Origin of the sequence: Allomesorhizobium camelthorni (genome assembly GCF_011045125.1) — a bacterium.
GTDB lineage: Bacteria > Pseudomonadota > Alphaproteobacteria > Rhizobiales > Rhizobiaceae > Allomesorhizobium > Allomesorhizobium camelthorni.
In genome coordinates, this window is sequence record NZ_JAAKZF010000045.1 from 1 (window position 1) to 25,630 (window position 25,630).

General features: G+C 61.8%; 24 protein-coding genes. 12 read left to right on the forward strand and 12 right to left on the reverse strand.

Annotation, left to right across the window (positions count from 1 at the left end; genetic code table 11):
- The 5 genes from G6N73_RS23865 to G6N73_RS23885 form a co-directional block, all read left to right on the forward strand.
- Window positions 1-321 (forward strand): cytochrome c oxidase assembly protein (locus tag G6N73_RS23865; RefSeq protein WP_206079054.1); only part of this gene is annotated, 321 nt, incomplete at its 5' end.
- Window positions 311-1,453: a c-type cytochrome gene (locus tag G6N73_RS23870; protein ID WP_165032189.1), complete on the forward strand. Its 1,143-nt coding sequence runs from the start codon at window positions 311-313 to the stop codon at window positions 1,451-1,453. The genes G6N73_RS23865 and G6N73_RS23870, both read left to right, overlap by 11 nt.
- Window positions 1,453-2,445: a cytochrome c oxidase subunit II gene (locus tag G6N73_RS23875; RefSeq protein ID WP_165032191.1), complete on the forward strand. Its 993-nt coding sequence runs from the start codon at window positions 1,453-1,455 to the stop codon at window positions 2,443-2,445. Before G6N73_RS23870 ends, G6N73_RS23875 begins: the two co-directional genes overlap by 1 nt.
- A gap of 5 nt (window positions 2,446-2,450) precedes the next feature.
- A complete protein-coding gene (gene ctaD / locus G6N73_RS23880; RefSeq protein ID WP_165032193.1) occupies window positions 2,451-4,982 on the forward strand; it encodes a cytochrome c oxidase subunit I in 2,532 nt (843 codons plus the stop codon).
- A gap of 16 nt (window positions 4,983-4,998) precedes the next feature.
- Window positions 4,999-5,385, forward strand: coding sequence for a hypothetical protein (locus tag G6N73_RS23885; RefSeq protein ID WP_165032195.1), 387 nt, complete (start codon window positions 4,999-5,001; stop codon window positions 5,383-5,385).
- A 110-nt stretch (window positions 5,386-5,495) separates the two neighbouring features.
- On the opposite strand, the gene rbsK is transcribed toward G6N73_RS23885, so the two are convergent.
- The 3 genes from rbsK to G6N73_RS23900 are packed head-to-tail and all read right to left on the reverse strand — an operon-like array spanning window position 5,496 to window position 7,987.
- Window positions 5,496-6,428 carry a ribokinase gene (rbsK, locus tag G6N73_RS23890; RefSeq protein WP_165032197.1) on the reverse strand — a complete coding sequence of 311 codons (933 nt, stop codon included), beginning with the start codon at window positions 6,426-6,428 and terminating at the stop codon, window positions 5,496-5,498.
- A gap of 5 nt (window positions 6,429-6,433) precedes the next feature.
- A complete protein-coding gene (locus tag G6N73_RS23895; protein WP_165032199.1) occupies window positions 6,434-6,889 on the reverse strand; it encodes an RbsD/FucU family protein in 456 nt (151 codons plus the stop codon).
- A gap of 48 nt (window positions 6,890-6,937) precedes the next feature.
- Complete coding sequence (locus G6N73_RS23900) at window positions 6,938-7,987, reverse strand: ABC transporter ATP-binding protein (protein ID WP_165032201.1); 1,050 nt, start codon at window positions 7,985-7,987, stop codon at window positions 6,938-6,940.
- Window positions 7,988-8,265: 278 nt separating this feature from the next.
- Between G6N73_RS23900 and G6N73_RS23905 the strand changes: the two genes are divergently transcribed.
- From G6N73_RS23905 to G6N73_RS23920, 4 genes are all read left to right on the forward strand, one after another.
- A complete protein-coding gene (locus G6N73_RS23905) occupies window positions 8,266-9,912 on the forward strand; it encodes an extracellular solute-binding protein (RefSeq protein ID WP_165032203.1) in 1,647 nt (548 codons plus the stop codon).
- 116 nt (window positions 9,913-10,028) lie between these two features.
- Window positions 10,029-11,132 carry a carbohydrate ABC transporter permease gene (locus G6N73_RS23910; RefSeq protein WP_206079055.1) on the forward strand — a complete coding sequence of 368 codons (1,104 nt, stop codon included), beginning with the start codon at window positions 10,029-10,031 and terminating at the stop codon, window positions 11,130-11,132.
- On the forward strand, window positions 11,129-12,046 hold the full coding sequence (locus tag G6N73_RS23915; protein ID WP_165032207.1) for a carbohydrate ABC transporter permease: 918 nt from the start codon (window positions 11,129-11,131) through the stop codon (window positions 12,044-12,046). Before G6N73_RS23910 ends, G6N73_RS23915 begins: the two co-directional genes overlap by 4 nt.
- A 157-nt stretch (window positions 12,047-12,203) precedes the next feature.
- Window positions 12,204-12,524 (forward strand): glycine zipper domain-containing protein, encoded by a 321-nt coding sequence (locus tag G6N73_RS23920; protein WP_165032209.1) that lies wholly within the window; start codon window positions 12,204-12,206, stop codon window positions 12,522-12,524.
- 371 nt (window positions 12,525-12,895) lie between these two features.
- Here the strand turns inward: G6N73_RS23920 and G6N73_RS23925 are convergent, their stop codons facing one another.
- The 7 genes from G6N73_RS23925 to G6N73_RS23955 all read right to left on the reverse strand — a co-directional run bounded on the left by G6N73_RS23925 (window position 12,896) and on the right by G6N73_RS23955 (window position 20,944).
- On the reverse strand, window positions 12,896-13,678 hold the full coding sequence (locus tag G6N73_RS23925) for an ATP-binding cassette domain-containing protein (RefSeq protein ID WP_165032211.1): 783 nt from the start codon (window positions 13,676-13,678) through the stop codon (window positions 12,896-12,898).
- Window positions 13,671-15,926, reverse strand: a complete 2,256-nt coding sequence (locus tag G6N73_RS23930; RefSeq protein ID WP_165032213.1) for an ABC transporter permease — start codon at window positions 15,924-15,926, stop codon at window positions 13,671-13,673. The genes G6N73_RS23925 and G6N73_RS23930 overlap by 8 nt, the downstream gene beginning before the upstream one ends.
- An 83-nt stretch (window positions 15,927-16,009) precedes the next feature.
- Entirely contained in the window at window positions 16,010-17,092 is a 1,083-nt protein-coding gene (locus G6N73_RS23935; RefSeq protein WP_165032215.1) for a substrate-binding domain-containing protein, read from the reverse strand.
- Window positions 17,093-17,523: 431 nt separating this feature from the next.
- Window positions 17,524-18,216: a glutathione S-transferase family protein gene (locus G6N73_RS23940; RefSeq protein WP_165032217.1), complete on the reverse strand. Its 693-nt coding sequence runs from the start codon at window positions 18,214-18,216 to the stop codon at window positions 17,524-17,526.
- Between the two features lie 21 nt (window positions 18,217-18,237).
- The gene (locus tag G6N73_RS23945; protein WP_165032219.1) at window positions 18,238-18,819 is read right to left on the reverse strand and encodes a VOC family protein; all 582 of its coding nucleotides are present in this window, start codon (window positions 18,817-18,819) and stop codon (window positions 18,238-18,240) included.
- A 31-nt stretch (window positions 18,820-18,850) separates the two neighbouring features.
- Window positions 18,851-20,152, reverse strand: coding sequence for a phenylacetate--CoA ligase family protein (locus G6N73_RS23950; RefSeq protein WP_165032221.1), 1,302 nt, complete (start codon window positions 20,150-20,152; stop codon window positions 18,851-18,853).
- A gap of 3 nt (window positions 20,153-20,155) precedes the next feature.
- Window positions 20,156-20,944 (reverse strand): citryl-CoA lyase, encoded by a 789-nt coding sequence (locus G6N73_RS23955; RefSeq protein ID WP_165032223.1) that lies wholly within the window; start codon window positions 20,942-20,944, stop codon window positions 20,156-20,158.
- 1,185 nt (window positions 20,945-22,129) lie between these two features.
- Between G6N73_RS23955 and G6N73_RS23960 the strand changes: the two genes are divergently transcribed.
- Window positions 22,130-22,822: an adenylate/guanylate cyclase domain-containing protein gene (locus tag G6N73_RS23960; protein ID WP_165032264.1), complete on the forward strand. Its 693-nt coding sequence runs from the start codon at window positions 22,130-22,132 to the stop codon at window positions 22,820-22,822.
- A gap of 92 nt (window positions 22,823-22,914) precedes the next feature.
- Here the strand turns inward: G6N73_RS23960 and G6N73_RS23965 are convergent, their stop codons facing one another.
- Complete coding sequence (locus tag G6N73_RS23965) at window positions 22,915-23,166, reverse strand: DUF6074 family protein (RefSeq protein WP_165032225.1); 252 nt, start codon at window positions 23,164-23,166, stop codon at window positions 22,915-22,917.
- A 352-nt stretch (window positions 23,167-23,518) separates the two neighbouring features.
- On the opposite strand from G6N73_RS23965, the gene G6N73_RS23970 reads away from it, so the two are divergent.
- Window positions 23,519-23,773, forward strand: coding sequence for a helix-turn-helix domain-containing protein (locus G6N73_RS23970; protein WP_165032227.1), 255 nt, complete (start codon window positions 23,519-23,521; stop codon window positions 23,771-23,773).
- Between the two features lie 112 nt (window positions 23,774-23,885).
- The gene (locus G6N73_RS23975) at window positions 23,886-24,302 is read left to right on the forward strand and encodes a dihydrofolate reductase family protein (RefSeq protein ID WP_165032229.1); all 417 of its coding nucleotides are present in this window, start codon (window positions 23,886-23,888) and stop codon (window positions 24,300-24,302) included.
- Between the two features lie 158 nt (window positions 24,303-24,460).
- Here the strand turns inward: G6N73_RS23975 and G6N73_RS23980 are convergent, their stop codons facing one another.
- A complete protein-coding gene (locus tag G6N73_RS23980) occupies window positions 24,461-25,270 on the reverse strand; it encodes a C40 family peptidase (RefSeq protein WP_165032231.1) in 810 nt (269 codons plus the stop codon).
- Window positions 25,271-25,630 lie beyond the last annotated feature (360 nt).

The following is a 25,630-nucleotide window of genomic DNA, read 5'->3' on the forward strand; positions in this document are numbered from 1 at the left end:
GACTACCGTTGGCGCGCCATTCTGGCGCTGCTCATCACCAGCAAACTGTTTTGTCTTCTTGGTGTTCTTCTGGTTTTCGCGCCGAGAGTCCTTTACCCGGATCTCCCAATTGTGCACCCGCCAGGGGCGATGCATCAGATAGAGGACGCGCTTGCCGACCAGCAACTCGCGGGCCTGTTCATGCTTATAGCCTGTCCGGCCACCTACGTCCTGGCCGGTATCGTCATCGCCGCACGATGGTTCTTCGACCTCGACGCCGACGACACCTCAGATCGCCAAGTGCCTTCACTTGCCGTGCGAGAGGCGCGGCATGTGGGCTAAACTCGCACTGAACCGGCTGATCGTTTCCCTAGCCGTCCTCCTAACTCTTGTCGCCGCCGCCGGGGCCGCGTTCATATGGTCGGGTTTGTACAATGTAGCCGCGTCGCGCGACCATTTTTCGGTGACGACATGGATTCTGGAAAAGGTTCTCGAACAGTCGGTCGCGACGCAAAGCGCATTCATCGAAACTCCTCCGCTCGACGATCCCGACTTGGTCCGCCTGGGCGCCGCTCATTATGAGGGAGGATGCGTTCCCTGCCACAGCAGGCCCGGAGAACCCATCAACGTGATCGTCAGCCAGATGCTGCCGTCGCCCCCGCATCTGGCCGACGTCGCTGCTGGGCAACCCCCGGAAGAACTCTATTGGATCGTCAAGCACGGCCTGAAATACACTGGCATGCCCGCCTGGCCCGCCCCCATCCGCGACGATGAGGTTTGGGCACTCACAGCCTTTCTGATGGAGTTGGCAGGCGGCGAGATGGACAACTACCGCCAATTGGCGGGCCTCGACCGGGTACCTTCTGGGGCACTCGCGGGGACGGAGCCGACACACCAAACAGAGGCCGTCACCCTGACCCAATGCATCCGCTGTCATGACGATGCGGCGGTGTCGACCATCAGCACTCTCGTTCCCCAACTCGGCGGGCAGTCGATCGAATACCTTGAGCGGGCTTTGAAAGAGTACGCCGCCCGCGTGCGGCCGAGCGGGATCATGCAGCCCGTCGCCACTCATCTCGATGACAGAGAAATTGCGAAATTTGCTGACTACTACGCCAGTCTCGATGTCCAGCCGGGACAGCACGTCATCGACCCAGCGAGGATAGCGCGCGGGCGGGCGCTGGCCACCGAAGGCGATCCAAAAAACGCGATCCCTCGCTGCCTTGCCTGTCATTCACGCTCTCGTGCAGCGGAGTTTCCCGCGCTTGCCGGCCAGCACGCCGATTATTTGGCCGGTCAATTGCGTGTCTGGCAAAGCGGCGGGCGTAACCGCACCGCATATGGCCAGATCATGGCTTCGATCGCCCGCCGACTGACCGACGAACAGATGTTGGATGTGGCGGCCTACTTTGCATCACTGCCACCGGAAGCCTATCGGAATGACGCGGCCTCGGCATCACCGGGTTCAGAGTGATGTGGAACCGATCTCTCCAGATTTTCGCCACGCTGCCCATTCTGTTGATCGCCGCCGGCTGCGTGGACGTGCAGTCGGCTCTGAACCCCGCCGGAGGAGAGGCCGAGCGCATCCACACGCTCTCCTGGATTCTCATCATCTTCTGTTCGGTTGTTTTTCTCGGTGTCGCCATAGCCACCATGATCGCGCTGTTCGGAAGCCATCGATGGCGACAGCGATTGGCTGGAGAGCGACTTGTCATCGGCGCGGGGCTTATCTTTCCCGCGGCAGCGCTTTCCGCTCTGCTTGGCTACAGCGTCATGATTATGGGTATGGCAGGTTCTGCCGAGGGGCAGGACGGCCTTCGCATATCGGTGGTCGGCGAGCGCTGGTGGTGGCGCGTCATCTATACCGCTCGCGACGGCCGCCGCATCGAGAGCGCCAACGAGTTGCGCGTGCCCATCGACCAGCCCGTCCATGTCGAGCTGACGTCCGCGGATGTGATCCACAGTTTCTGGGTGCCGAAGCTGGCAGGCAAGCTCGATATGATACCAGGCCGCACGAATACACTGACGCTCAACGTTCGCGGGCCGGGCATCAGCCGAGGACAGTGTGCTGAATATTGCGGCGGCGCCCACGCACTGATGTCATTCTTCGTTATCGCCATGCCGCCCGCCGATTTCGAGGCGTGGCTGGTGCGCGAAAGCCAACCGGCAGCGGTTCCCGCCGACGAAGCAGAAATTCAAGGCCACGCGCTGTTCGTGCGGAGCGGCTGCGGTGCATGCCATACTGTGCGCGGCACTAACGCTAGTGGCACGATCGCACCCGACCTCACTCATGTCGGAAACCGGCATTCACTGGCTGCGGCGACACTTCCCAACAACGCCGAGGCCTTTGCCCGCTGGATAAGCGACAATCAGCACATCAAACCCGAAAATATGATGCCGCCCTATGAGATCTACACCGAGCGGGAGCTTGCCCAACTGTCCGCTTATCTCGAAAGCCTGAGGTGACCATCATGGTCGATTTCACCGCGATCAATCCGACACCGCGGCCGCCGGGCGAACTGGAGGAACTGAAGCGCGTCTGGGCGACACCCAAGGGCTGGCGGATCGTCACCGCCGTCAACAACACGGTCATCGGGCTGTTCTATATCGGCGTGGCGTTCCTGTTCTTCCTCATGGCAGGCGTTCTGGCGCTGCTGATGCGGACGCAACTCGCTGTCGGCGACAACAACTTCATCGGCCAGGAACTCTACAACCAGATGTTCACGGTCCACGGAACGACGATGATGTTCCTCTTCGCCGTGCCTGCGGTCGAAGCGCTTGGCGTGATGCTGCTGCCGCAGATGCTGGCCGCGCGCGACCTTCCTTTCCCGCGCCTCAGCGCCTTCGCCATTTGGGCCTATGTTGTTGGCGGGCTCGTATTCTTTTCGACTATCTTTTACGACCTCGCCCCCGCGGGCGGCTGGTTCATGTATCCGCCGCTCACGCTCAAGGAATACTCTCCGGGCGACAACGCCGATTTCTGGCTGCTGGGCATCGGCTTCATCGAGATTTCGGCTATCGCGGGTGCAGTCGAGATAGTGGTGGGGACGTTGCGGACGCGCCCACCCGGCATGTCGCTCGCCAAGATGCCGATTTTTGCTTGGTCGATGCTGATCTTCGCCTCGATGATCATGTTCGCCTTTCCGGCCGTGATACTGGCAACCATGATGCTGGAGATCGAACGATCCTTCGGTTGGCCGTTCTTTACGGCCGAGTTCGGCGGCGACTCGCTTCTTTGGCAGCACCTTTTCTGGTTCTTTGGACATCCGGAGGTCTACATCATCTTCCTGCCCGCAGCCGGGCTGGTTTCAATGATGGTGCCGACCATGGCGCAGACGCCGTTGATCGGCTACCGCCTCATCGTCGTGGCCCTGATCGCAACCGGCTTCTTCAGCTTCGGCCTGTGGGTCCACCACATGTTCACCACCGGCATCCCTGCGCTCAGCCTCGCCTTCTTTTCGGCAGCAAGCATGGCGGTGGCCCTTCCCTCAAGCATCCAGGTCTTCGCCTGGATCGCCACCATCGCCGCCGGACGCGAGCGATTCCGCATCACCACACCGTCGCTGTTCATACTGGGCTTCTTGTTCATCTTTACCATAGGCGGACTGACCGGCGTCATGGTCGCCATGGTGCCGTTCGATTTCCAGGTGCACGACACCTATTTCGTGGTCGCCCATTTTCATTACGTGCTCGTGGGCGGCATGGTTTTTCCGCTGTTCGCCACCTTTTACTATTGGACGCCGATGGTGAGCAAAAACATGCTGTCGGAACGCCTCGGCCGCTGGGTGTTCTGGCTGATGTTTCTCGGCTTCAACATAGCGTTCTTCCCGATGCATCTCACCGGCCTACTCGGCATGCCCCGGCGAGTCTGGACGTATCCGTCGGAACTCGGTTGGGACACACTCAACATGATCTCGACCGTCGGCGCCTACATGCTGGGAGCCGGTGTGTTCCTCTTCGTCTTCGACCTTCTCTTGCGCTTCCGCCCCGGTGGAAGCGGCCCTGAAAACCCGTGGCGGGCTGGAACGCTGGAATGGCTGCCGAACGACGTATATTCGACGCGCAGCATTCCGCTTGTCACCAGCCGAGAACCCATCTGGGACCAGCCGGACCTCGCAGAAGACGTTAGGGAGGGCCGCTATTTCCTGCCGAACGCCCCGACTGGTGGCCGCGAGACGATCGTGACGTCGCCCATCGACGCCCGTCCGCAATATATAATCCAGATGCCGGGACCAGGATGGCCCCCGCTGCTGGCGGCGATCTTCACCGCTGCGTTCTTCCTGCTTCTGACGATCAAGCTGGTCATCGTTGCGGCGGTCTGCGGCGTCATCGCGGTTGCCTTCTGCCTCATCTGGACCTGGAGTCTCGACGTCGGTCCGGCGAAAGGTTCGATCGACATCGGCGGCGGCATAAGCCTGCCCACATATGTGACCGGACCGACGTCGCACTCCTGGTGGGCGATGGTTGTTCTCATGTTCGTAGCGGCCTCGCTCTATCTCGCTTACGTCTTTTCCTACCTCTTCCTCTGGACGGTATCGCCAGAGGTCTGGTCGCCGGCCGGCTCGCCCGCGCTTCCGGCACTGAGTTGGCCCGCCGCTTCCACATTCCTGCTGCTCGCCGGCGCGACGTTCGTCGTTGCCGCCGGGCGTCTGCTGCCGCCCGCAGGGAAATTCGGCGTGGCGGTTCCTCTAGCTATCTTTCTTGCCTTGGCATGCCTGGCGGGATCGCTTGCGATCGAGATTGCGGGGCACTGGCGCACCGGACTGTCGCCGTCTGCAAACGCATACGGCGCCATGGTCTATCTCGGGGTCTTCCTGTTCGGCCAGTTGGCGTTCGCGCTTGTCATCATAGGGCTCTTCACCATCGCGCGGCATGCGGCAGGCAAGCTCGATCGCGAACGGCGCGTCACCTTCGACAATCTCGCGCTGCTCTATCATTACACAGTGGTCCAATCGCTGTTGGGGTTGGCGCTCATTCATGGCTTTCCGAGGCTTGTCGGCTGAAACCGAGGGAAGTGAAATGAAAGCAGGAAATGATGCAGGTCCTCTCGCCGGGGGGATTTTTTATCTGTTGATTGGTCCGGTTATCTGGGCCGCTCATCTTTTGCTCGTCTACGGCCCGCAGTCGGCGCTCTGCGCTTTTCGTGCGGACGGTATGATCGTAGTCGCTCCGTTTGTCATAACGGCGTTGGTCGGCGTGTTGACAGTGACATCGATGGCGACGCTGGCGCTGGTTTTTTGGCGACCGCGCCAAGTCGCGCGATTGCTACGCTTCGACGCGGCTGAAGAAACCGATCGACGCTTCTCGATCTCAGCTATGCGCCTGCTGACGGCTCTATCGTTCGCCGGCGTCACCTGGGCGGGTGCCGTGGTGCTGTTCCTCGATCCCTGCGCTCAACTTCGCTAGTCCAAGCCGCGTAGCGTAGTTGAGCTATGGCCCTGGAAAGGCTGACGTTAGCCGGATCTCACGCCGTAGCCTTAAATGACCTTACCGGGAGCAATGCGGCCGCTCTGAAACTACCCTTTCTTTCGAAGCATCGCCTCGACTTCGGCAAGCGTGGGCATGGAGGGCGCCGTGCCGGGTTTCGTTACCGAAATGCCGGCGACGGCGCAGGCAAAGCGCACGGCTTCCGGAGGAGAGGCTCCTAGCGACAAGGCAGCGGCCAGGCCGCCATTGAACGCGTCGCCGGCGCCCGTCGTCTCGACGACAGGTCCGGCCGGGAAGGCAGGGATGTGTTCGGACTGCCCGGCCGAATGCAGCAGTGCGCCGTTCTCGCCGAGCGTGACAACGACCGTGCCGACGCCCATGGCGAGCAGCCTGTCGGCAGCGCGGCGCGCGTCCTCGACCGTCTCGACCTTTACTCCGGTCAGTTCTTCGGTCTCGGTCTCGTTCGGGGTGAGGTAGTCGGCGAGGCCGAAAATCCGTTCCGGCAGCCTTGCCGCGGGTGCGGGATTGAGGATCGTCGTTGCGCCCGCCGCGCGGGCGATCTCGAGCGCATGCGTGGCGGCCTCGATCGGCTGCTCCAGCTGCGTGACGAAGACGCCGGACGAGCGAATCAGATCCGCATTGGCGTCGATGTCGGCGATTGAGATCAGCGAGGCGGCGCCTGGGCAGACGATAATTGCATTATTGCCCGTCGTCTCCTCGACGAAAATGTAGGCTGCTCCGGTGTAGCTTTCGGGCGTTTCGATTACGGCAGCTTTGACGTCCGCCTCTTTCCAGGTCGCCCTCGCCATGTCGGCGAAGGGGTCGCGGCCGAGCCGCGTGATGAAGGTGACGTCCGCGCCAAGCCTTCCGGCGGCCACCGCCTGGTTCGAGCCCTTGCCGCCCGGCCCGAGCTTGAAATCCGAGCCGAGAATGGTCTCTCCCATGCGCGGCGCCCGCGCCGCCCGGTAGGCCGTGTCGGCGACGAAGACGCCGAGGATGACGACCGGCTTCTGCGTGGCCATCGGACTTACCCGGCGTCCGGCGGAATGACGCCTTTGCGGAAGGCGAAGCAGCCGTAGAAACGCCGCTCGCCCGTCTGGATGACGCAATAGGCCTGCTTGGCGCGCTCATAGAATGCATAGCGCTCGATCGAGATCATCGGCCAGGATTTGCCCTCGGCCTCGTCGATCGCCTTCTGGACCTCCCTCTGAACGGGCGGGATCTCGTCCGGCTTGCCGACGATCTCCATCCGCGCCGCGGCGTCCTCGACAAAGCTGTCGAGCGGATAGACCGAAAGGATCGCGGCTGCGGCCTGCGCCGCGGTTGTGTTGTCGATCCTGAGCAGCTTGCCGAGCCTCGTTTGCCGGGCGACTGAATCGGACGGGAAGTTGGTATCGGCGATGATCAGGTCGTCGCCATGTCCCATGGCGCGCAGGGCCTGCAGCACGTCGGCGTTGAGGAGCGGATGGATACCCTTCAGCATTCAGCTAGACCCTCCGAGGTCATGATGGTTTGGCGGCGGCCGCCGCATTCAGATTCGCCGCCCGCTCTGCGGGTCGAACAGGTGCACCAGATCCTTGCGCGGCTTGAGGTGAAGCGTATCGCCCGGCTTGAAGTCGTGACGTTCCCGAAACAGCGCGACGATCTCGCTTTCGCCGAAGCGAAGGACGACCGTGGTTTCGGAGCCGGTCGGCTCGACCACCGAGATTCGCGCCGGCAGGCCGTCATCGGCAATTTCGAAATGCTCCGGCCGGACGCCGTAGAGGACCTCCTGGCCTTCGGAAACCGCGCGGCTGCCCGAAAAAGGCAAGCTCGCGCCGTCGACGATCACGTTCCCGCCCTCAACCTTGCCCTTCAGCATGTTCATCGATGGCGAGCCGATGAAACCCGCCACGAACACGTTGGCCGGCCGGTCGAAGAGTTCGAGCGGCGCGCCCATCTGCTCGATCCGCCCGGCCTGCATGACGACGATCTTGTCGGCCATCGTCATCGCCTCGATCTGGTCGTGGGTGACGTAGATCGTCGTCGTCTTCAGGCGCTGGTGCAGTTCCTTGATCTCTGCGCGCATCTGCACGCGAAGCTTGGCGTCGAGATTGGACAGCGGTTCGTCGAACAGGAAAACCTTCGGGTCGCGCACGATGGCGCGGCCCATCGCGACGCGCTGGCGCTGGCCGCCGGACAACTGGCGGGGGTAGCGGTCGAGATAGGGGCCGAGGTCGAGGATCTCCGCGGCCCTGCGGACGCGCTCGGCGATGACAGCCGGATCGGCGCCGCGCAGTTTCAGCGCGAAGGCCATATTCTGCGCCACCGTCTTGTGCGGATAAAGTGCGTAGTTCTGGAACACCATTGCGATGTCGCGCTTGGCCGGCGGCAGATGGTTCACCATGCGGTCGCCGATGACGATCGCTCCGCCGGTCACGGCCTCCAGGCCGGCGACCATCCTGAGCAGGGTTGACTTGCCGCAGCCGGACGGGCCGACCAGTACGACAAACTCGCCATCCGCTATGTCGACGCTCACGCCGTGCAGGATTTGCACCGCCCCGAACGCCTTCGATACATCGCGGATTGCAACTTGTGCCATCTTCCCCCCAGCGTCTCTTTGGCCAGAAGCTAGTCAACAGGACCGGTCAAGTCCACAGCACAAATCGCGGCAGGACCAATTCGCCTGTCGCGTTGACTCCGGTCCGACTTCATCCATAGTGTCAGCCGCTTTCTAACGTCTTGGTATTCTCGACCGCCGACGGAAACGGCACGTAATTCAATCGATTGGCCGGTTTTCGACCGGGTGGAACGGACGGATCGGTGTCGGGGAATCAATTCGCTGCATTGCCCTAATCATGTTCTGGGAGGAACGACGACATGAAGGTAGGTATATACGAACAACTGGTGCGCGCCGGAAAGACCCGCCGCGATGTGCTCAAGGGCGCGGCGAGCGTTGCCGCGCTCGCAGCCGCATCGACGGGAGCGCTCGGCGCGCTGACGCGCCAGGCGTCGGCGCAAGACAATTTGCGCGCGCAAATCCTGCAAATACCGGGCGTCGGCAAGGGTTCGCCGACGGATGCCGACTGGCAAAAGGTCGGCGAACTTTGCCTTGGCGCGACGAAGGCGAATGTGAAGGAAGGCGAATTTGCCGGTGTCGAACTTGCCTTCATGGGTCTCAACAACCAGAACCTGCACAACCTCCTGTTCCGCGGCTTCCTGAAGCCGTGGGAGGCCTATACGGGCGCCAAGATCAACTGGATCGACCTTGCCCAGGCCGACTACAACCCGCGCTTGCAGCAGGCCATCGCCACCGGCACGGTCGATTTCGACATCATCGAGATGGGCGCGCCGTTCGAGGGCGATACCGCCAGCAAGGGTCTGCTCGACGAGATGCCCGACTGGGTAAAGACGCAGATCGAGGCGGACGACCTCGTCAACTATCTGAAAGCCCCGGTCGGAACCTGGGACGGCAAGACCTACCGGATCACCATCGACGGCGACTGCCACACCTTCGCATACCGCAAGGACTATTTTGGCGATGGCTCGATCAGCGGGCTCGCCGAAGTGCCGACGCATTGGGAAGACATCAATAAGCTGGCCGCGGCCCTGGCCGGCAAGAACGACCCGTTGACTGGAACGCCGGCCTACGGCTTCCTCGATCCGTTGAAATACCAGTGGGGCGGTTTCGGCTTCTACTTCCTCGAGGACCGCGCCGCGGCCTATGCCAAGCATCCCGAAGATCCGGCCTGGTTGTTCGATCCTGACACCATGAAGCCGCGCGTGAACAACCCGGCCTGGGTGCAGGCGATCCAGGACGTACTCGATCTGGTCAAGGCCAACGCCTATCCACCCGATCAGCTCAACGCCGATCCCAACGCCACCGCATTCTCGCAGTTCCTCGGCGGCACCGGCGCGGCGCTTACGTGGTGGGGCGACGTCGGCTCGAACGCACGGACCTCAGACACGTCCGTGGTCGGCGATGTGGTTGGATTCTCGATCAATCCGGGCGCCAAGCGCGTCTACAACTCCAAGACCGCCGCCTGGGAGGAGAAGGAGAACTTCGCTCCGAACATGGCGTATATCGGCTGGGGCGTTTACGTCACAAGCCGCGTCTCGAGCGACGAGAAGAAGCGCAAGGCGGCCTGGTCCGCCGCGGCGCATCTTGGCGGCAAAGATCTTTCGCTGTGGACGGCCGCCTATCCGTCGGGCTTCCAGCCCTATCGCAACTCGCACTTCCAGTATGAGGAGTGGGAGGCGGCCGGCTATGACCGCGCTTTCGTCGAGGACTATTTGGGCTCGAACCTCGATAGCTACAATCACCCGAACGCAGCGATCGAGCCGCGCATCCCTGGTATCTTCCAGTATTACTCGATCGCCGAGGACGAACTGGTGAAAGGCATCAACGGCCAATACGCCTCCGCACAGGAGACGGCAGACGCCATCGCCGCCGCCTGGGAAAAGATCACAGACCAGATCGGGCGAGAGAACCAGATAAAGCTCTACAAAGCCTCGCTCGGCATGTAGGACGAAAAGGGGGTGCGCACCCGCGCACCCCATCCTTCCGGCAGGGTGACGGGGATGTCCCACGCCGGAGCGCAGGACCGCCTGCGCGCAACCTGCCATCCGACCAACGTGTGAACATGAACCAGCGTGATCTCCTCCACGTCGTCGCCGCCGACGACATATCAGCCGCGCGGCGGCGCTTCGGCCATGCGATCGTCTGGGGGGCGGCCTTTCTGCTTGCAGTGGTCGCCGCCGCGCAGACCGCGCAGCGGACCGGCTTCGCGGATTTCGGCTTTCAGACGTGGCGGCCTACGCTCTACGCTTACATCCTCTGGGCCATCTGCCTGTGCTGGAGCCAGGTGCTGATCCGGGGCGAACATGGCAAGCGCACGCTCTTCGTGCTTCCGGCCGCGCTTTTCGTCGTGTCGTTGACAGTGTTCCCGCTGCTGTTCGGCCTGGTCATCGCCTTCTCGGACTGGAACCTGTCCTCACCGCTCGGACGGCAATTCAACGGTCTCGACAATGTTCGGCAGATGTGGAGCGATCCGTTCTACTGGAACGCGCTAGGGAATATGGTCTGGTATTCTTTAGCGATCCTGGTGGAATACGCGGTCGCCTTCGGCCTTGCGCTCCTGCTCAACGCCGAGATTCGGGCGCGCAAGTTCTTCCGCGTGGCATTTCTCCTTCCACTGATGCTTTCGCCGGTCGCCGTGAGCTGGATGATCGGCAAGTCGATGCTGGAGCTGCGCTTCGGCCCGATCGCGCGATTCGCGCGATGGCTGGGCTGGGACAACCCGTCCTTCTTCGGCTCGCCGGAAATCGCGAAATTCACCATCATGCTGCTCGATGCCTGGACCTTCATTCCGTTCATGATGATCATGATCCTCGCCGGCCTGCAGGCAATCCCGAAGGAACTGACGGAGGCGGCGCGCGTCGATGGCGCCGGGCCATGGAAGAGCTTCTGGGAAGTCACCTTCCCGTTGATGCTGCCGGTTTCGGTTACCGCTATCCTGATACGCATCATCTTCAAGCTGAAGCTTGCCGATATCGTCATCAACATAACCTCCGGAGGTCCCGGCGGGGCAACCGACACGGTTACCTCGTTCATCTTCCGGGAGTATCGCGACCGCTCGAACGTCGGCTACGGCACACTGCTGGCAATGGTCTATTTGGTCATCATCATCATTGCGATGACGGTCCTGATGAAACTCGCCGAACGCTTCGCGAGGCCACGGACATGAACAAGCCCGTCTTCCGCGACAGCGAGAGCGACCTGTCGTTCCAGGCCGGGCGGTTCGCCGGCAAGACGCTGGTCTACACGCTTCTGCTCGCCTGGGCGGCCGTGTGCCTGTTCCCGATCTATTGGACTGCGACGACCAGCTTCAAAATGGCGCCGAACGTCATGCAGGGCGCGCTGGTGCCCTGGGTAGACTACACGCCGGCTTGGCTCGGCTGGCGATCGCTTGGTCTTTCACCCGAGACGATCGGCGCAGAGAGCACCGTTCGCAGCGAGTTCCTGAAACGCTTCTTCAACTCGACCATCGCGGCGCTCTCTTCCTCGACGATCGCCGTGATCCTCGGCTCCCTGGCGGCCTACGGCCTGTCCCGCTTTTCCTACCGCTTCCTCTTCATGAGGAACTCCGACATCTCCTTCTTCTTCCTCTCGCAGCTCATTCTGCCTCCGGTGGTGCTGGCCCTGCCATTCCTCGTGCTCTACCGGGAACTCGCCCTCCTCGACACGCGGATCGGGCTTATTCTCCTTTACACGCTGACCGTGCTGCCGATCGTGATCTGGATCATGCGCGACCAGTTCGAGTCGATTCCGACCGAGCTGGAAGAGGCGGCGCTGGTCGACGGCCTGTCCATATGGGGCGCGTTCTTCCAGATAATACTGCCGATCGCGCTGCCCGGCATGGTGGCGGCCTTCATCCTGAGCCTCGTGCTGACCTGGAACGAGTATTTCTTCGCTGCCCTGCTCACGTCGACCCACGCAAACACGCTGCCGGTCATGGTCGCTTCGCAGACGGGCAGCCAGGGCATCAACTGGTGGTCGATGGCCGCACTCTCCTTCGCCGCGATCCTGCCCCTCATCATCATCGGCGTGGTGCTGGAGCGCTATCTGATCAAGGGCATGACGGCTGGGGCGGTGAAGTAGGCGCTGCGCCTCGCTACTCCATATTCGTATGCCGGGCGCGCATGGCGTCCGGCGCGCAAAGAGTCCCGCGTGCCAAGTCCGAGAGACTGATGATCATTTTTCCGCCCTATTGAGCCCGCAGGGCAGCGGTGGGGCTTATGTTGGAGAGGAATGAACGATGGAGTTTCGAAAGATCACCGTTGCCGCAGCAGCCCTCGTGGCGATGGCGCTCGCCGGTTGCGCAACGAGCGAACAACAGCAGCGTGCCGGGACGGGCGCGTTGTTGGGTGCGGGCGCCGGCGCGCTCGCCGGCCAGGCCATAGGCGGCAACACAAAGAGCACGGTCGTCGGTGCCGCAGGCGGAGCGCTTCTTGGAGCTGCGATCGGAACCGCGACAACGCCAAAGCGTCGCGGCGAGGAACTTTGTCGTTACCGGGCGGCCGACGGCAGCGTCTACACCGCCCCTTGTGACGAGCGCTACTACGGCGGCGGTTACTGATTCCGTCCGACCCGGCGGGGTTGCCGCCTCGCCGGGTCGATGCCAGCCGGCCCTCGCTCGCTATGAAAATTATACTGATCGTGTTGACTGCATTGACGCTCGCAAGCTGCGGAGCGGCCAAAGCCGCGAGAGATACGGGCCAGGTGTTTGACAAATACGGCTGCCTGGCAAGAGATTTCAAAGGCGAACCGCCCTGCAAGACGGGATGAAATGCCAGGCTAGGATGCCAGCCGTCATAACACGTGGCGTCGATTGGGGTTTTGTGCCCCTTCACTTGTCGCCCGCACCGTTGGTTGCTGACAAATGGGGTCGGGACGGCGGCACACCTTGGTTGCAAAATCGCGCCGCGTCTGGAAAAGCCCCCTGACAGGTCAAATCGACCTTGCTTCATCGGCGGTAAGCGCGTGCTCCCGCGTGCCTGAGACGATGATCTCCAGGACCTCGTGCTCGTCGGTGCTCTTGACGTAGCGGTCGCCGACGTTCTCGCCGCGCTTGAGAACCATGACGCGGTCGCCCACGGCGAAGATGTCGACCAGGCGGTGCGAGATGATGATCTGGGCAACACCCTGCTTCTTCAGCTCAAGCATGGTTTCGAGCAGGCGCTCGGTCGCCATCACCGAGAGATTGGCGGTCGGCTCGTCGAGGATCACCACGCGCGGCTCGAACGAGATCGCGCGGGCGATCGCCACCGATTGCTGGCGCCCGCCCGACAGGCTCTCGACTTTCTGATAGACGGAGTTCACGTCGACCTTGAGCCGCTTCAGCACGCTGTCGGCTTGCGCGTACATCTTCTTCCGATCGACGAAGAGGCCCCTGAGCGGCCAGCGGCCAAGAAAGATGTTCTGGCCGACATCCATGTTCCCGCAGAGCGCAAAATCCTGGTAGATCATCTCGATGCCGGCGTCGCGGCTCTCATGCGGGCTCTTGAAGTGAACCGGCTTGCCGGCAACGAAGATTTCTCCAGCGTCGCGCTGATAGGCGCCGGTCAGGATCTTCATGAGCGTCGACTTGCCGGCCGAGTTGTCGCCGACCAGGCCAAGGATCTCGCCGGGGTAGAGCACGAGATCGACATTACGGAGCGCCTGCACCGCACCGAAGGCCTTTTCGATGCCGCGCATTTCCACGATCGGCTCGGGATGTTTCGCGTCAGGCATGCTTAGTTTCCGGTGTTCGTGCGCCTCTTGTGAAGCGGGTCCGCAAGCGGCCGAAAATGTTGGCCTGGCGCACCCATATGTCGATCAGCACCGCGACGATGAGGATGCCGCCGATGAAGACGTTGATCCAGTGCTGCGGCATGCTGAAGCCCTGGACGTTGAGCTGCAGGAGCGAGCGGACCAGAGTGATCACCGCCGCGCCCGCGAGCGCGCCGATGATGGTGCCATGGCCGCCGAAGATCGACCCGCCGCCGATGATCACGGAGGCGATGGCGTCGAGCTCGCGGAACTGGCCGGCGACCGGATTAAAGCTGCGGAAATAGGCGACGTTGATGATTCCGGCCATGGTCGCGCAGAGAGCCGCCAGCATGAGCGCGACGAAGCGGACCCGGTTGGTGTTGATGCCGGCATAGGCGGCGGCGCGGACATTGCCGCCCGTCGCGTACACCTTCTGCCCGAACGGCGTGTAGGCGAGGACGATGCCGGCTAGGAGCGCGACGACGAGCATCCAGATGGTTTGCACGCTCACCACCTGGGCAACCGTGCGGAACAGCCCATCCGGCGGCGAGATGCGGTAGTAGAGCAGGATGTCGTTCACCTTGCGGCCAAGCAGATTGTAGCCCTCCGGCCAGCCGGTAAGCTGCTGGCCGGCAACGAACCAGGCGGCCAGGCCGCGCGCGATGTAGAACATGCCAAGCGTGACGATGAAGGCCGGCAGCTTGAACCCGACTGTGACGACGGCGTTGACGAGGCCGGCGGCCATTCCTGCGAGCAGGCCCATCGTAACTGCGGTGAGAGGGTCGGCGCCGAGGACTTTCAGGAAATAAGCCGCGGTGCTGCCGGCGAGCGCGAGCACCGCCCCGACGGAAAGATCGATATCGCCGGCGGCAATGACATAGGTGAGCCCGATCGTGATCAGCGCCAATTCGGTGTAGTTGAGCAGGATCGCGAAGCTGTTGGACAGGTTCCACCAGTAGTCGGGCCTGAGAGCGAAGCCTGTCAGCCACAGCACCACCGTCAGGATGATGGCGAGCGCGTCGCGCCGGGCGAGAAACTTGCCGAAACCGGCCGCCGAGAGCGCCATGTCGGTCGCCATTGCCCCCTTGGTCTGGACGCCCTCGATCGCGACGCCGCCGATCTCGTAGGCGGGGGGCGGCGGCCTGCCGCGGAGCCATGCCCAAAGACGCGCCGCGACCTGGCGGCGGATGAGATAGGGCTCGATAAGCACGGCGATGACGAGGAGCAGTCCAAGGAAGACCGGAACCGCGCCTACCGGCAGCGAGTAGACCGCGTTGACGGCTATTTCCTCATCGCCGATCTTGATTATGCGCGTGATCGGCCAACCCTCGCGCAACACCTTGTCGAGCAGCACGACCAGCAGGGCGCCAAGGCAGGATCCGGCGACCCGGCCGCGGCCGCCAAGGATCGAGGCGCCGCCGATGATCACCGCGGCGATGACGATCAGCTCGAGGCTGATGCCGTAGAGCGGGGTCACGCCCTTGTCCTGGGCCGCCGACATCAGCCCGGCGAGGGCGGCGCAAAGCGAGGAGATCAGATAGGCGCGGATGCGTACCCAGTTCGTCGGTATGCCGGCATAGGACGCCGCCTGCTCGTTGCCGCCGGTGGCGAAGGTCTCGTAGCCCCAGCGCGTCTTGGCGAGCACGTAGGCGCCGATCGCGGCGACAAGGGCGAAGATCGCGATCTGGTTGTTGAAACCGAAGAGATTGGTTTCGCCCAGGTGAAAAAACAGCGGATAGCCGGCCGCCTTGGCGGGATAGTAGATCGCCTGGCCGTGGGTGAGCGCGAGCACGAACCCCCGGCCGATGAAGAGGATCGTCAGCGTGGCGATGAAGGCGGGGACCTTCAGGATGGTGACGAGCACACCGTTGACGAGACCGATCAGCATTCCGAGGAGGACGCAGAGGGTCACCGACGTGACGACGTCGAGATCGAGAAAGTTCGGAGCGAACAGCCTGGCGAAGACGACGGCGACCAGGCCGTAAGTGGAACCGACCGAAAGATCGAGATCCTTGTTGACTATGACGAAGGTCACTCCGACCGCGATGATGGCAACCCGCGACGTGTCGCGGAGGAGCGAGTGAAACGCCCCCGTTGACCCGAAGAACGCGGGATTGACGAAAGCGCCGCCGAGATACAGCAGCAAAAGCAGGGCGAGGAGCCCCGCCTCCCAGCCGCCGACAATCTGGGACGGCGCACGGCCGAGCGATGTGGTCGCGGTAAGCGCCATGGATCTCTTCTGGTCGGTTTCCCTGCTGTCGCGCTGCGGGAGCCTGCGCCCTCCCGCAGCGATTTCAGACGTTTCGAGCGGACTCAGTTCTCGAAGCGTTTGCCGACCTTCTCGACATCCTCCTGCGTCACGAGCTGGGCGCGGGTGTCGAGGTTCGCCGCCGCGATGCCGCGGTCGATCTGCAGCCAGAGCTGCATGACCGGCCAGAAGCCTTGCAGGAAGGGTTGCTGCCCGAGCGCGCCGGTAAGGTCGCCGCTCTTCAATGCGTCCTGCTGGGCCGGGCCGAGGTCAAAGCCGTAGGCGCAGATCTTGCCGGTCATTCCGGTCTGGGCGACGGCCTTGGCAAGGGCCGGCGTGAACACGTTGTTGCCAGCGAAGGCGCCGACGACGTCGCCGCGCGATTCGAACAGCGTGACAATGCCGTTGACCGGATCGTTCGGATTGGTGTCTATGCCAGTATTCTCCGGACCGGCGTCGACCTTGAAATTCTCGAGCTTGCCGGCCTCGTTCAGGCCCTTGACGATCGCGTTGAAGGCCGAGGTGACGCGATTGTTCACCTCGATGTTGCCCATCGCCGTCGACGACGGCAGCACGATCGAGCCCTTTTCGATGCCCTTGTCGGCCAGGCATTTTACCAGCGCCTCGCCGGCGATCGCGGCGGCGGACGCATCCTGGCCGGTGTGGCTGATGCCGCTGCGGTTGAGGATCGTGCCGTCGAACGAGTTGGTGGTGGCGACCGGGATGCCTTTTGCCTCGGCGGCCTTGACGATGTCATTATACGCACCGACCTGCGGCGTGGTCATGATTATGCCGTCGACGGTGGGGTCCTGCACGATCTGGTTGAGGATCTCGATCTCGCGGGCGGGATCGTCGGTCGGTGATTCCGAGCCGAGCAGCAGGATGTTGGCGCCGATCATGTCGCCGGCGACCTTCGCCCCGACATAGACCGGATCGAAGAAGCCGTTGCCGGCCGTATGCGTCACGATGGCGAAAGTGAGCTTGCCATCGGCCGAATGGAAGTCCTTGGTGCCGGGCGCCTCTTTTGCGGCTTCTTCGAAGTTGTAGCCGCCGACTGCTTTTTCGACGCTGCCGGACTGTGCGTTGGCGTACGAGACGCCGGACAGTAGCGCCGCGGCGCATGCCGCGAGCGAGAATATACGCCTCATGATTGGTCCTCCCTTGAAACCAACGAGGTCGGAAGCCACTCGGGCAATTTATCGAAGGGGTCCGAATGCCTCCTCCCACGCGACGATATTCTGCGCAAAGCCGGTGCAGGTAAATAGCGAACTCAACGCCCCGGCGAATTTGTTCGAACCGACCGGCAGGCTGCTGTTGGCCGATCGAAGCCGCGTGATCCGCAAGGTGGATTAATCCTCCTCCCGCATTCAGCCGAAATCGCCTCTGGTTGCACCTTCTGCTGCCGTCAACACCGCCCTGCTGAGGGTCGATCTTCCGCTTTTCCGACCCGCGCAGGTGGCGTGCCTACGGGAGGCATTGGCCATTGGGCAGGATCCTCCGCCACACATATCGCAGCGCGTGGCCAGGCGGAGGTTGGACTGTCCAACCAGCCTCGCTGTCTCTCGCTATGCCGGCTCCGCTACGCGGCTTTCGATCTCACATAGGAGATATAGCCGCGCACATCGGCGGCAGGCTCGCTATATGCCGCACCCAGAGTCTCCTCCATATTGGCCATGTACTTCTTCGCCCAATCCGGCAGCGGATAGTCGATGACGGCCAGGAACTCGAGCGTGCAGGCAAACCGGATATCGGCGATGGACGGTTTGTTCCCGCCGATGAAAGGCTGATCGCCGATGTAGAAGCTCTGAAAGACGCTTAGCGGTTCGGCTATGGCCTCGACGGCCGCCATGCGCGCGGCTTCCTTGCTCGGCGCATCCGCATCGCTGTGGCCGACCTCGCCCGGATATTGCGGGAAGCCGAGCAACGGATAGGTGGCCCTGGCGAGATAGGGATAGAAGGTGCCGATCAGGTAGAACATCGCGCTGTCGATCATAGCGCGGCGGGCCGGGTCTGTGGGGTAGAATTCCTCCAGGCCATGCTTGTTGCAGAGATACTGCATGATGGCGCAGCTCTCCCACAGCGCGCCTCTGGGCAGGCCGGTCTCCTCGATCATCGGCGTCAGGTGCGCCGGATTGCGCGCCAGGAACTCCGCCTGCCGCGTCTGGCCAAAGACATCGTGCTCGCTGAACTCCAGCCCCGCGGCGCGAAGGAAAACCCGCACCGTCAGATTGTTGACGCTGGGCTTGATCACGTTGAGTTTGATCTCGGACATTTCAACTCCTCCCTTGGTGGTTCAATACGGGTTCTTTGGTTCGCGGTCCGGCGACAGGGTCGACCGGGAGCGCGCCGTCAGCGCCTCTATCGCGTCGGCGAGATGGATTTCGGCGATGGCGTATTCATTCCGCTGCACCCTGATCCTGTGCGCTTCCATCAAGACGTCGGCGTGGGTGAAGCCGTGCGGCGGCTCGAACCGATACGAGGCGAGCTCGACCAGAAGGCCGAGCGGATCCTCGAAATAGATGGAATCCATGAAGCCGCGGTCCTTGACGCCGCTGTGCTTGATGTTGCGTTCGTCGAGCCGCTCCACCGCCTGCAGGAAGGACACGCGGGAGACAGCGAAGGCGATATGGTGGACGCAGCCGATATCCGTCGACGTCCTTTTCGGATCCGGCTTCCGTTCCTCATTGGTGAAAACCGTGATGAGCCGTCCGTCGCCTGGATCAAAGTAGAGGTGGCTTTCCGAGGCGCGGTCGAGATTGGGCTGCTCGAAAATGAAAGGCATGCCCAGCACCCCTTCCCAGAAATCGATCGAGGTCTGCCGGTCGGCCCCGACCAGCGTAATGTGATGAACTCCCTGCGATTGAAGCTTCCGCATTCGGGTTTCCTCCTCCCTCGGGCCGGCGCCGTCAGCGCTGCACCAGCTTCGACTTGTACTCGCTGCGCTGGAGCGTGCCCCACGGCGCCAGATTGACCCGCGCCGCAAACACGAGCATGTCGCGGATGCGCATCTGGATCCGGGCGGCAAGTTCCGGACCACCAGCATAATCCTTCGCCAGTTCGACCACCACCGGCAAAGGCGGTTCCTGCCGCACGCCTGGATCCTGCGGCTTAACGAGGATCACGCCGCTCACATCGGGCATGAACTGGTTGACGACTTCGCGAATGGCCGAGGGAAAGACGTTGACGCCGCGCACGAGAAGCATGTCGTCGGTCCGTCCGACGCAGCGTATCCGCGGCGCGGTGCGCCCGCACCGGCAAGGCGAGGTCCAGACCTGGACATGGTCGCGGGTGCGAAAGCGCAGCAGCGGCGCCGCCTGATGGTTGAGATGGGTCAAGACGAGTTCGCCTCGCGCGCCATCCTCCATTGCGATGGATGCGCCGGTTTCGGGATCGATCAGTTCGGGGTGGACGAAGCCGCGGCCGCCAAGATGCATGCCGCTTTGCTCTTCGCACTCGCCCCACAGCGAGACGCCGATGTCGCCGATGCCCATAGCCTCCGTCACCCTGGCGCCCCATGCCTGCTCGAGATGCGCCCGTAGGGCCGGCTCGCCGCCGCCGGGCTCGCCTGCGACCAGCACGCGCTTCACGCTGGAGCCCCTGAGGTCGAAGCCCCGCTCCTCCGCCCACTCCGCGAGATGGGCCGCGTAGGATGGCGTCATCACCACCGCCGCTGGCTTCAGCAGGCGGATCGCGACCATCAGCCGCTCGGTATTTCCCGTGCCGACCGGAATGTGAGTCATTCCTATCCTGTCGAACGCGCCGAGCGCCGCGCCCGCCACGAAAGGCCCGGCATTGTAGGTCGAGACGATCGCTTCGCCCGGGCCGATGCCAGAGGCCGAATAGCTCCGGGCCGACGTCACCACCCAGTTTTCAAGATCCTGCGCCGTCAGGGGAATATAGCTGGGCGTGCCGGTGGTGCCGCTGGTGGAAAAGATGCACACGATCTCTTCCCTGTGGACCGCAAGATGTGTCCCGATCGGATGGTCGGCGCTGCACGACGCTCTGATCTCGTCCTTCTCGGTGAAAGGCAGTCTTTCGATCGACTCCAGACCGCCGATCTCATCGGCGGTGGTGAAGCCGGCCTGCTTCAGCTTGTTCTGGTAGAAAGCCGAGCGGGCGAGAAGATATGCGACCTGCCGGCGGTATCTGGCGTCGTCCTGCCTTGCCTGATCGCGCCAGGAGCGGGTCTCCACCTCCGGATCGAACATGGCTCACGTCCCGCCCTTGGCGCCGTAGGAAACGGCTGCTTCCGCATGGCCGGCCAGCACAAACCCGATGGGGTTCTGCTGCTCTTCGGCGAGATGCGCGAGGATGCCGCCGGCGCGGGCAAGCAGCGGGATCGCCTTGATCATCGCAGGCGGGAAGTCGAGATCGAGAAGCACCGCGGCGATCGGCATCGAGACGTTCATGACCAGCGGCTTTCCCCAGACCTGCGCCACCGCTTCGCGCATGCGCCGCGCCAGGTCGACATGCGGGCTTCTGACGCCGCGCTGGTCGGCAAGTTCCAGGATGCGTTCGGCGCGCGGGTCGTGCGGCCGGTGCACGGGATGCCCGAAACCCGGCGCCTTCCCGCCGGATTCGCGGATTTCCCGGGCCATTTCCAGCACGACCGCATCGGCGTCCTCGCCCTCGGCCACCCGCTTGCGGGCCTTGGACAGCAGCGTGCCGCAGAGCTCGGAGGTGCCGAGCAGCACCGGGCCGCAGCCAAGGATGCCGGCGGCGAGCGCGCCCTGCAGCGCATTCGGGTCCGCAGCGTGCGTCATCCGCGCGGCCTGGACGGTGGGCATCATGCCGTGCTCCGCGATGGCGACAAGCAGGAGATCCAGGAAATAGCGCTGATCCTCAGTCGGCTCGCGCCCGGTCAAGAGCAGGTAGAAATACTCAGTGAAGCTCAGCCGCCCCATGAGATCGCCGCAGAGATCTTTTCCGCGCACTTCGACGGCGTCTGCTGTCGCGATGCAGATTTCAGTGGTGACCGCGCGCGCTTTGCCGATGTGCATGGGTTCCGCTTCCGCCGGAACGGTTCAATATATCTGTGACACCAGGATGCTAGACTGAAGATGGAGATCACACAATGTCGGCCAAGCCTTTGGCGGCTGGGGGTCATCAGCCGAGTTTCTCGATATGTGAGACAGGCCACAGACGTCCCATAGAAGAAATCCGACAATTAGCTTGAACTCCTCAGCGGGGTCAATTTACGGGCCCGACCACTTTCGGCCGGGCTCGTTGTGAGGGAGAAGGCAAATTGCTCTACGCGCTCGTTATTTTCATTGGCACCAACGTCTATACGATCGATGACGACCTGAGTTGGGCCGACTGTCAAAGAGCCATCTCGGTGAGTATCGATGGCGACGTTATGGAATGCGTTAAAACTCAGAAGGTATGATGGTTCGGTTGCCATGCCGCACGAACGAACAGCGGACAACCGATCCGGCCGATCACGGCACCCACTGTTGCCGGACCGAAGGAACTGTCGACGTCCGGATGCTGTTCCAGGGAAGCAATGGGAGGGCGCACCGATAGATCACCTCGAAAAATGGTGCATGCTCCAGCGCGAGATTTTCCGCGCACAATTGGGCAGGCTCGAAGGCCGTCTACCTAACCCATTTAACGATTATCATGAACCGCTCCTTTTCGCCGACACGCCCGTTGCGAAGGAGAAGCTCAGAGATTGGATTGCGACCATTGATCAGTTGCTGGGTAGATGCAGGACTTCGATTAGCTACCAACGCACCGCGACGGTCCTACAGCAACGCTCGCTATACTACCACGCTTTCGTGAAAGTTCCGTCCGATTGCCGACCATTCTCCAGAATTTGTGGGATTAAATTATTAGACGCCGTCGTTAGACAGTCCATCCATTAAGGAGCAGATAAAACAGGTAAATGCCGGGCCTGCAGACCGCCGGTTCGATCCCGGTTGGCTTACGGAGGGTGGTAAGGTTACGGGAAAGCACCGCGATGATCGTTCTGTCGCCACTTTATCCGCTTTTTAAGGCTATTCTGAAGACTGGATACGCTATCGACGCGGTCTTGCCCCGCCTTGGCTGGCATAGCTCCTTGGGAGATATGGTTTATTCTCGAGATTTTCTTGGCAGGGCGTGCGAGAGTCTGCGAGCGACGCACAGAAGGACAGCCGCACGTGTCGACTTCTCAATCAAGAATTTGCAAGGGCTGCTGGCAGCAGATGCGGCTGCCAGTGCCTCTCCGTGGGCCGGCTTCCATTCCCTTTCGCGCCTTTGGCATACGCCCTAGCCGGATGAATCCGAACACCTGCACGATTTGCGAGCTCATGTTCACGCGGGTGATGAAAGCCCGCCAGGTCACAGTCGACGTTTCGGTGCTTTTTGTTGATCTGAGGGGCTATACGACGCTTTCGCAGTCGTTCTCGGCAGAAATTGTCTCATCGCTGCTGGATGCCTTCTACGATGAATGCGCGGCCGCCATCTGGGAATGTGACGGGCTTCTTAACAAGACCGTCGGAGACGCGATTATGGCGATATTCAACTTTCCCATTCACCACCACGACCACGCCGGACGTGCCGTGCTCGCGGCGCGGGAGATCCAACGCCGCTGGCATACGCGTCGTGAGCTTCTCGCGACTGATGGCGTTGGCTTGGACGGAAGTGATCTCGGCATCGGTATCGGTATCGACACCGGTGAAACCAGCTTCGGAGAGTTCGGCCGATCACACCGGGATCTCACCGCGATTGGAACGGTCGTGAACACCGCAGCCCGCGCCCAGTCAGTCGCCGACGCCGGGCGGATTCTTGTAACGAAGGCAGTTTGCGATCAAGCCCCGCACCAAACGGCTGAAGGTGAATGCCGGGAATACCACTTGAAGGGATTTGAGAAGCCTATCGAGCTTTACACAATCTGATTGACCGCGGGCCGCTTGGAGCTGCCTGGCATTTGCCCTCTAAAGGATGGCGACGGCGTACCCCACGAGGCAATTTCTTTCGTGAGCCGATGCTATTGTGCAAATTTCGCAGCACTCCGGGCGGCCATATCGCCTAATACGGCATGAAGAAGCGCTCCGACTTCCTGTTCGGCGAGCCCGGGTGCAATTCCCGATTCGGACAGTTGAAAGAGAATTTGTTTGGCGGTGCTGCGCCAGAAGGCGTTTGCGTCTTCGCCGTTCTTGGATTCCAGAACACGGGCGATCCCCTCCACCAATTTCCGCCGCCGATGCAGCGGAAATGCGCTTATATTTGAATCACCCATCGGTCACCTCACTCCTTCAACCCCGCGAATAAGCATTGGCGGGTTGAAAAAATTGGTTAACAGCGCTTTTTTTGACAAGTGTCAGCAATGGGATTGAGGCACCCCGCTAGGTGGGACTGTGCAGGGGATGGTGCGGTTCAGCCAACCAGGCCGTGATAGGGCAGGCTCTTGGACTTGATCAGAACCAGGCGAACCGCCATATTCTGATCCGGCTGCCAATTTCAGGTGGCCCATTTCATGGATGAGGCCGATCCGGCCGGATCGACGTCCGTTTATTTAATTGCTGAGATCGCCATGTCGGGAGGAAATCTCCCGGTTGCATCAGCCATCCCTGTTCTTTTTGGAGGTGTCTATGAAGCATTCGCGCATTCCCGAAACAGTCTTGAGGGCTATGTCAGAGGGGACACACATCATCCGCGCTTATCGTGAGCACCTTGGCTATTCGATCGATGAGCTGGCGGTGGCGTGCGGGCTAGCCGCTGAGGAAATCAAAAATATCGAGTCGGGTCTGAGATACAACAAGGGCTATCGTGATCGGATCGCGAGATCGCTGTCCCTGCCTGTTGGAATTTTCGAGCCGGAGTCTGACATATCGGACGCTGCTTGATCGGTGGTAATCTGCGGGTGAGTTTGGCTCGGGCGATTACTAGAGACTGTTGCATCTAGTGATTTGCAGACTTCGCCCGTGCAATCACACGCACACGCACTGTGGAGGTCCAATGCAGCAGCCCGTCGTCAGGGTAGTCTGTGCCATCGGCCAATCGGGGCAACTCGGTCTTAACGGCGGCTTGCCGTGGGAAGGCAACCGATCGCCGGAGTTCGTCGCTGACGTTGCGCGGTTTTTCGATATCACGAGAGGACACGTCTTGCTCGCCGGTCCCAAGACGATCGCGAGCATTCCGGCGTTCGCTCGCGGCGATCGAGAACTTGTCGTCTTGCGTTCCCACATGGATCCCGAAGACACGCTCAAGCGTTTTGCCGGCCGTATCGCCTTCATCGGTGGCGGTCCACCGGTATGGGACGCCTACGCCCGCTTCGTCAGCCACTGGGATGTTACGCGTCTACCGTATGACGGGCCGGCGGACCGCTGGTTCAATCCCAGTTGGCTCACAAAGGGTGGTGAGGTTACGCGATGAACGGGTGCCCCCTCGTCAGCTCGCGCCAAAAGTGCTCCACTCCAGGGAACTCGCGTTGAGTTGATCGCGGCTCGCGCATGTGTAGCAAGCAATGAAATAGGCATTTGCAATCAACATGAGCGCCATCCCGAAAAGCAGCCCTGTTCGATGGCAGCCGTTCATGATCTTTCCTTCTCCAGAGCAGGCGTATCGCTCTCCACGTCGCTGCTCCACACCAGGCGCCTGTGGTTGAATTTCGAAGTCAAGCGCGGCTTGATGATCTCGAAATACGGGGACAGATCGAAGTCCCTCGGCGTGAACAGTGAATGGTGGCGAATGTGAAGGATCTCGTTTCGGGCATATCCCGAATTGCCGTTCGAGTGCCCCTCGGAAACATCGGGCAGGATGGGATACCTGATGGCCTGAAACGATTGCGCGATGAGCGAGGAGCAAATCGCCCTCGTCGGATCACCCGACCCGAAAGCGATCATTCTGCGGCGCCATCTCACTGGCACCGGCGGTGTTGGAACGAAGTACCGCAGCATATCAAAAATGTTGCGAAGATCGTATTTCAGCCCGATCCGCTCGACCATGAACTCGACGAGAACGATCCTTTCGCTCTCGGTAAGGCCCTTGGCTCGGCAGATTCGCGTGTTGAACGTCTCGTATTTCGATAGCGGAGCCGCGATGCATCCCTCTCCGAGATTGACCTCGATCAGACGGGGTCGTTCCGATCCGTCCGCGGGTTCCTCAAGCCGGTCCCCTGTGAACATCGCCGCGTGAGACCAGGTTGATTGTGTCAGATATTTGATGGCGCTCGATATTCTCTGGTTGCCCTCTACAAGCAAGATGTCCGCGGGCCTGAGCGTTGCACAAAGGGTGCGATAATCCGACGGCGTGTAGGGCTTGTAGCCGGAGCTCTCGCTGCGAAGACGCCGCGCCAGGAAATGTCCCAAACGATCAAGGAGCGTATCTCTCGTTTCAGTCACCCCAGCCTCCCGATCGGCCATGAATGCCGCAGGCGACATCAACGATGCGCCCGAAGCCCTCTCAACTGAAAATCAACCTTGCGAGATTGAACCGGCGTCCGATGAAGGTGCGGACGCCAGGCCGGCGACGAGCGCGACAGGAACCGCGACTGCGGCGATTGCTCGCCTCAAACCGGCGAATAGGGTCATGGCACGCTCCCGTCCGGCAATTCGCAAAGCATGCAGGATGATCTCGCGGACAAGTCCGCGCTCCGCAGCAAGCTACCGGGTCAAGGCTCATTTGCCTTGCGCGGCCGCGTCGTCCTGCCTAGCCCTGATTTATTGTTTCCGATGCATTTTCGTCGATGCCGGGTGCGCCTT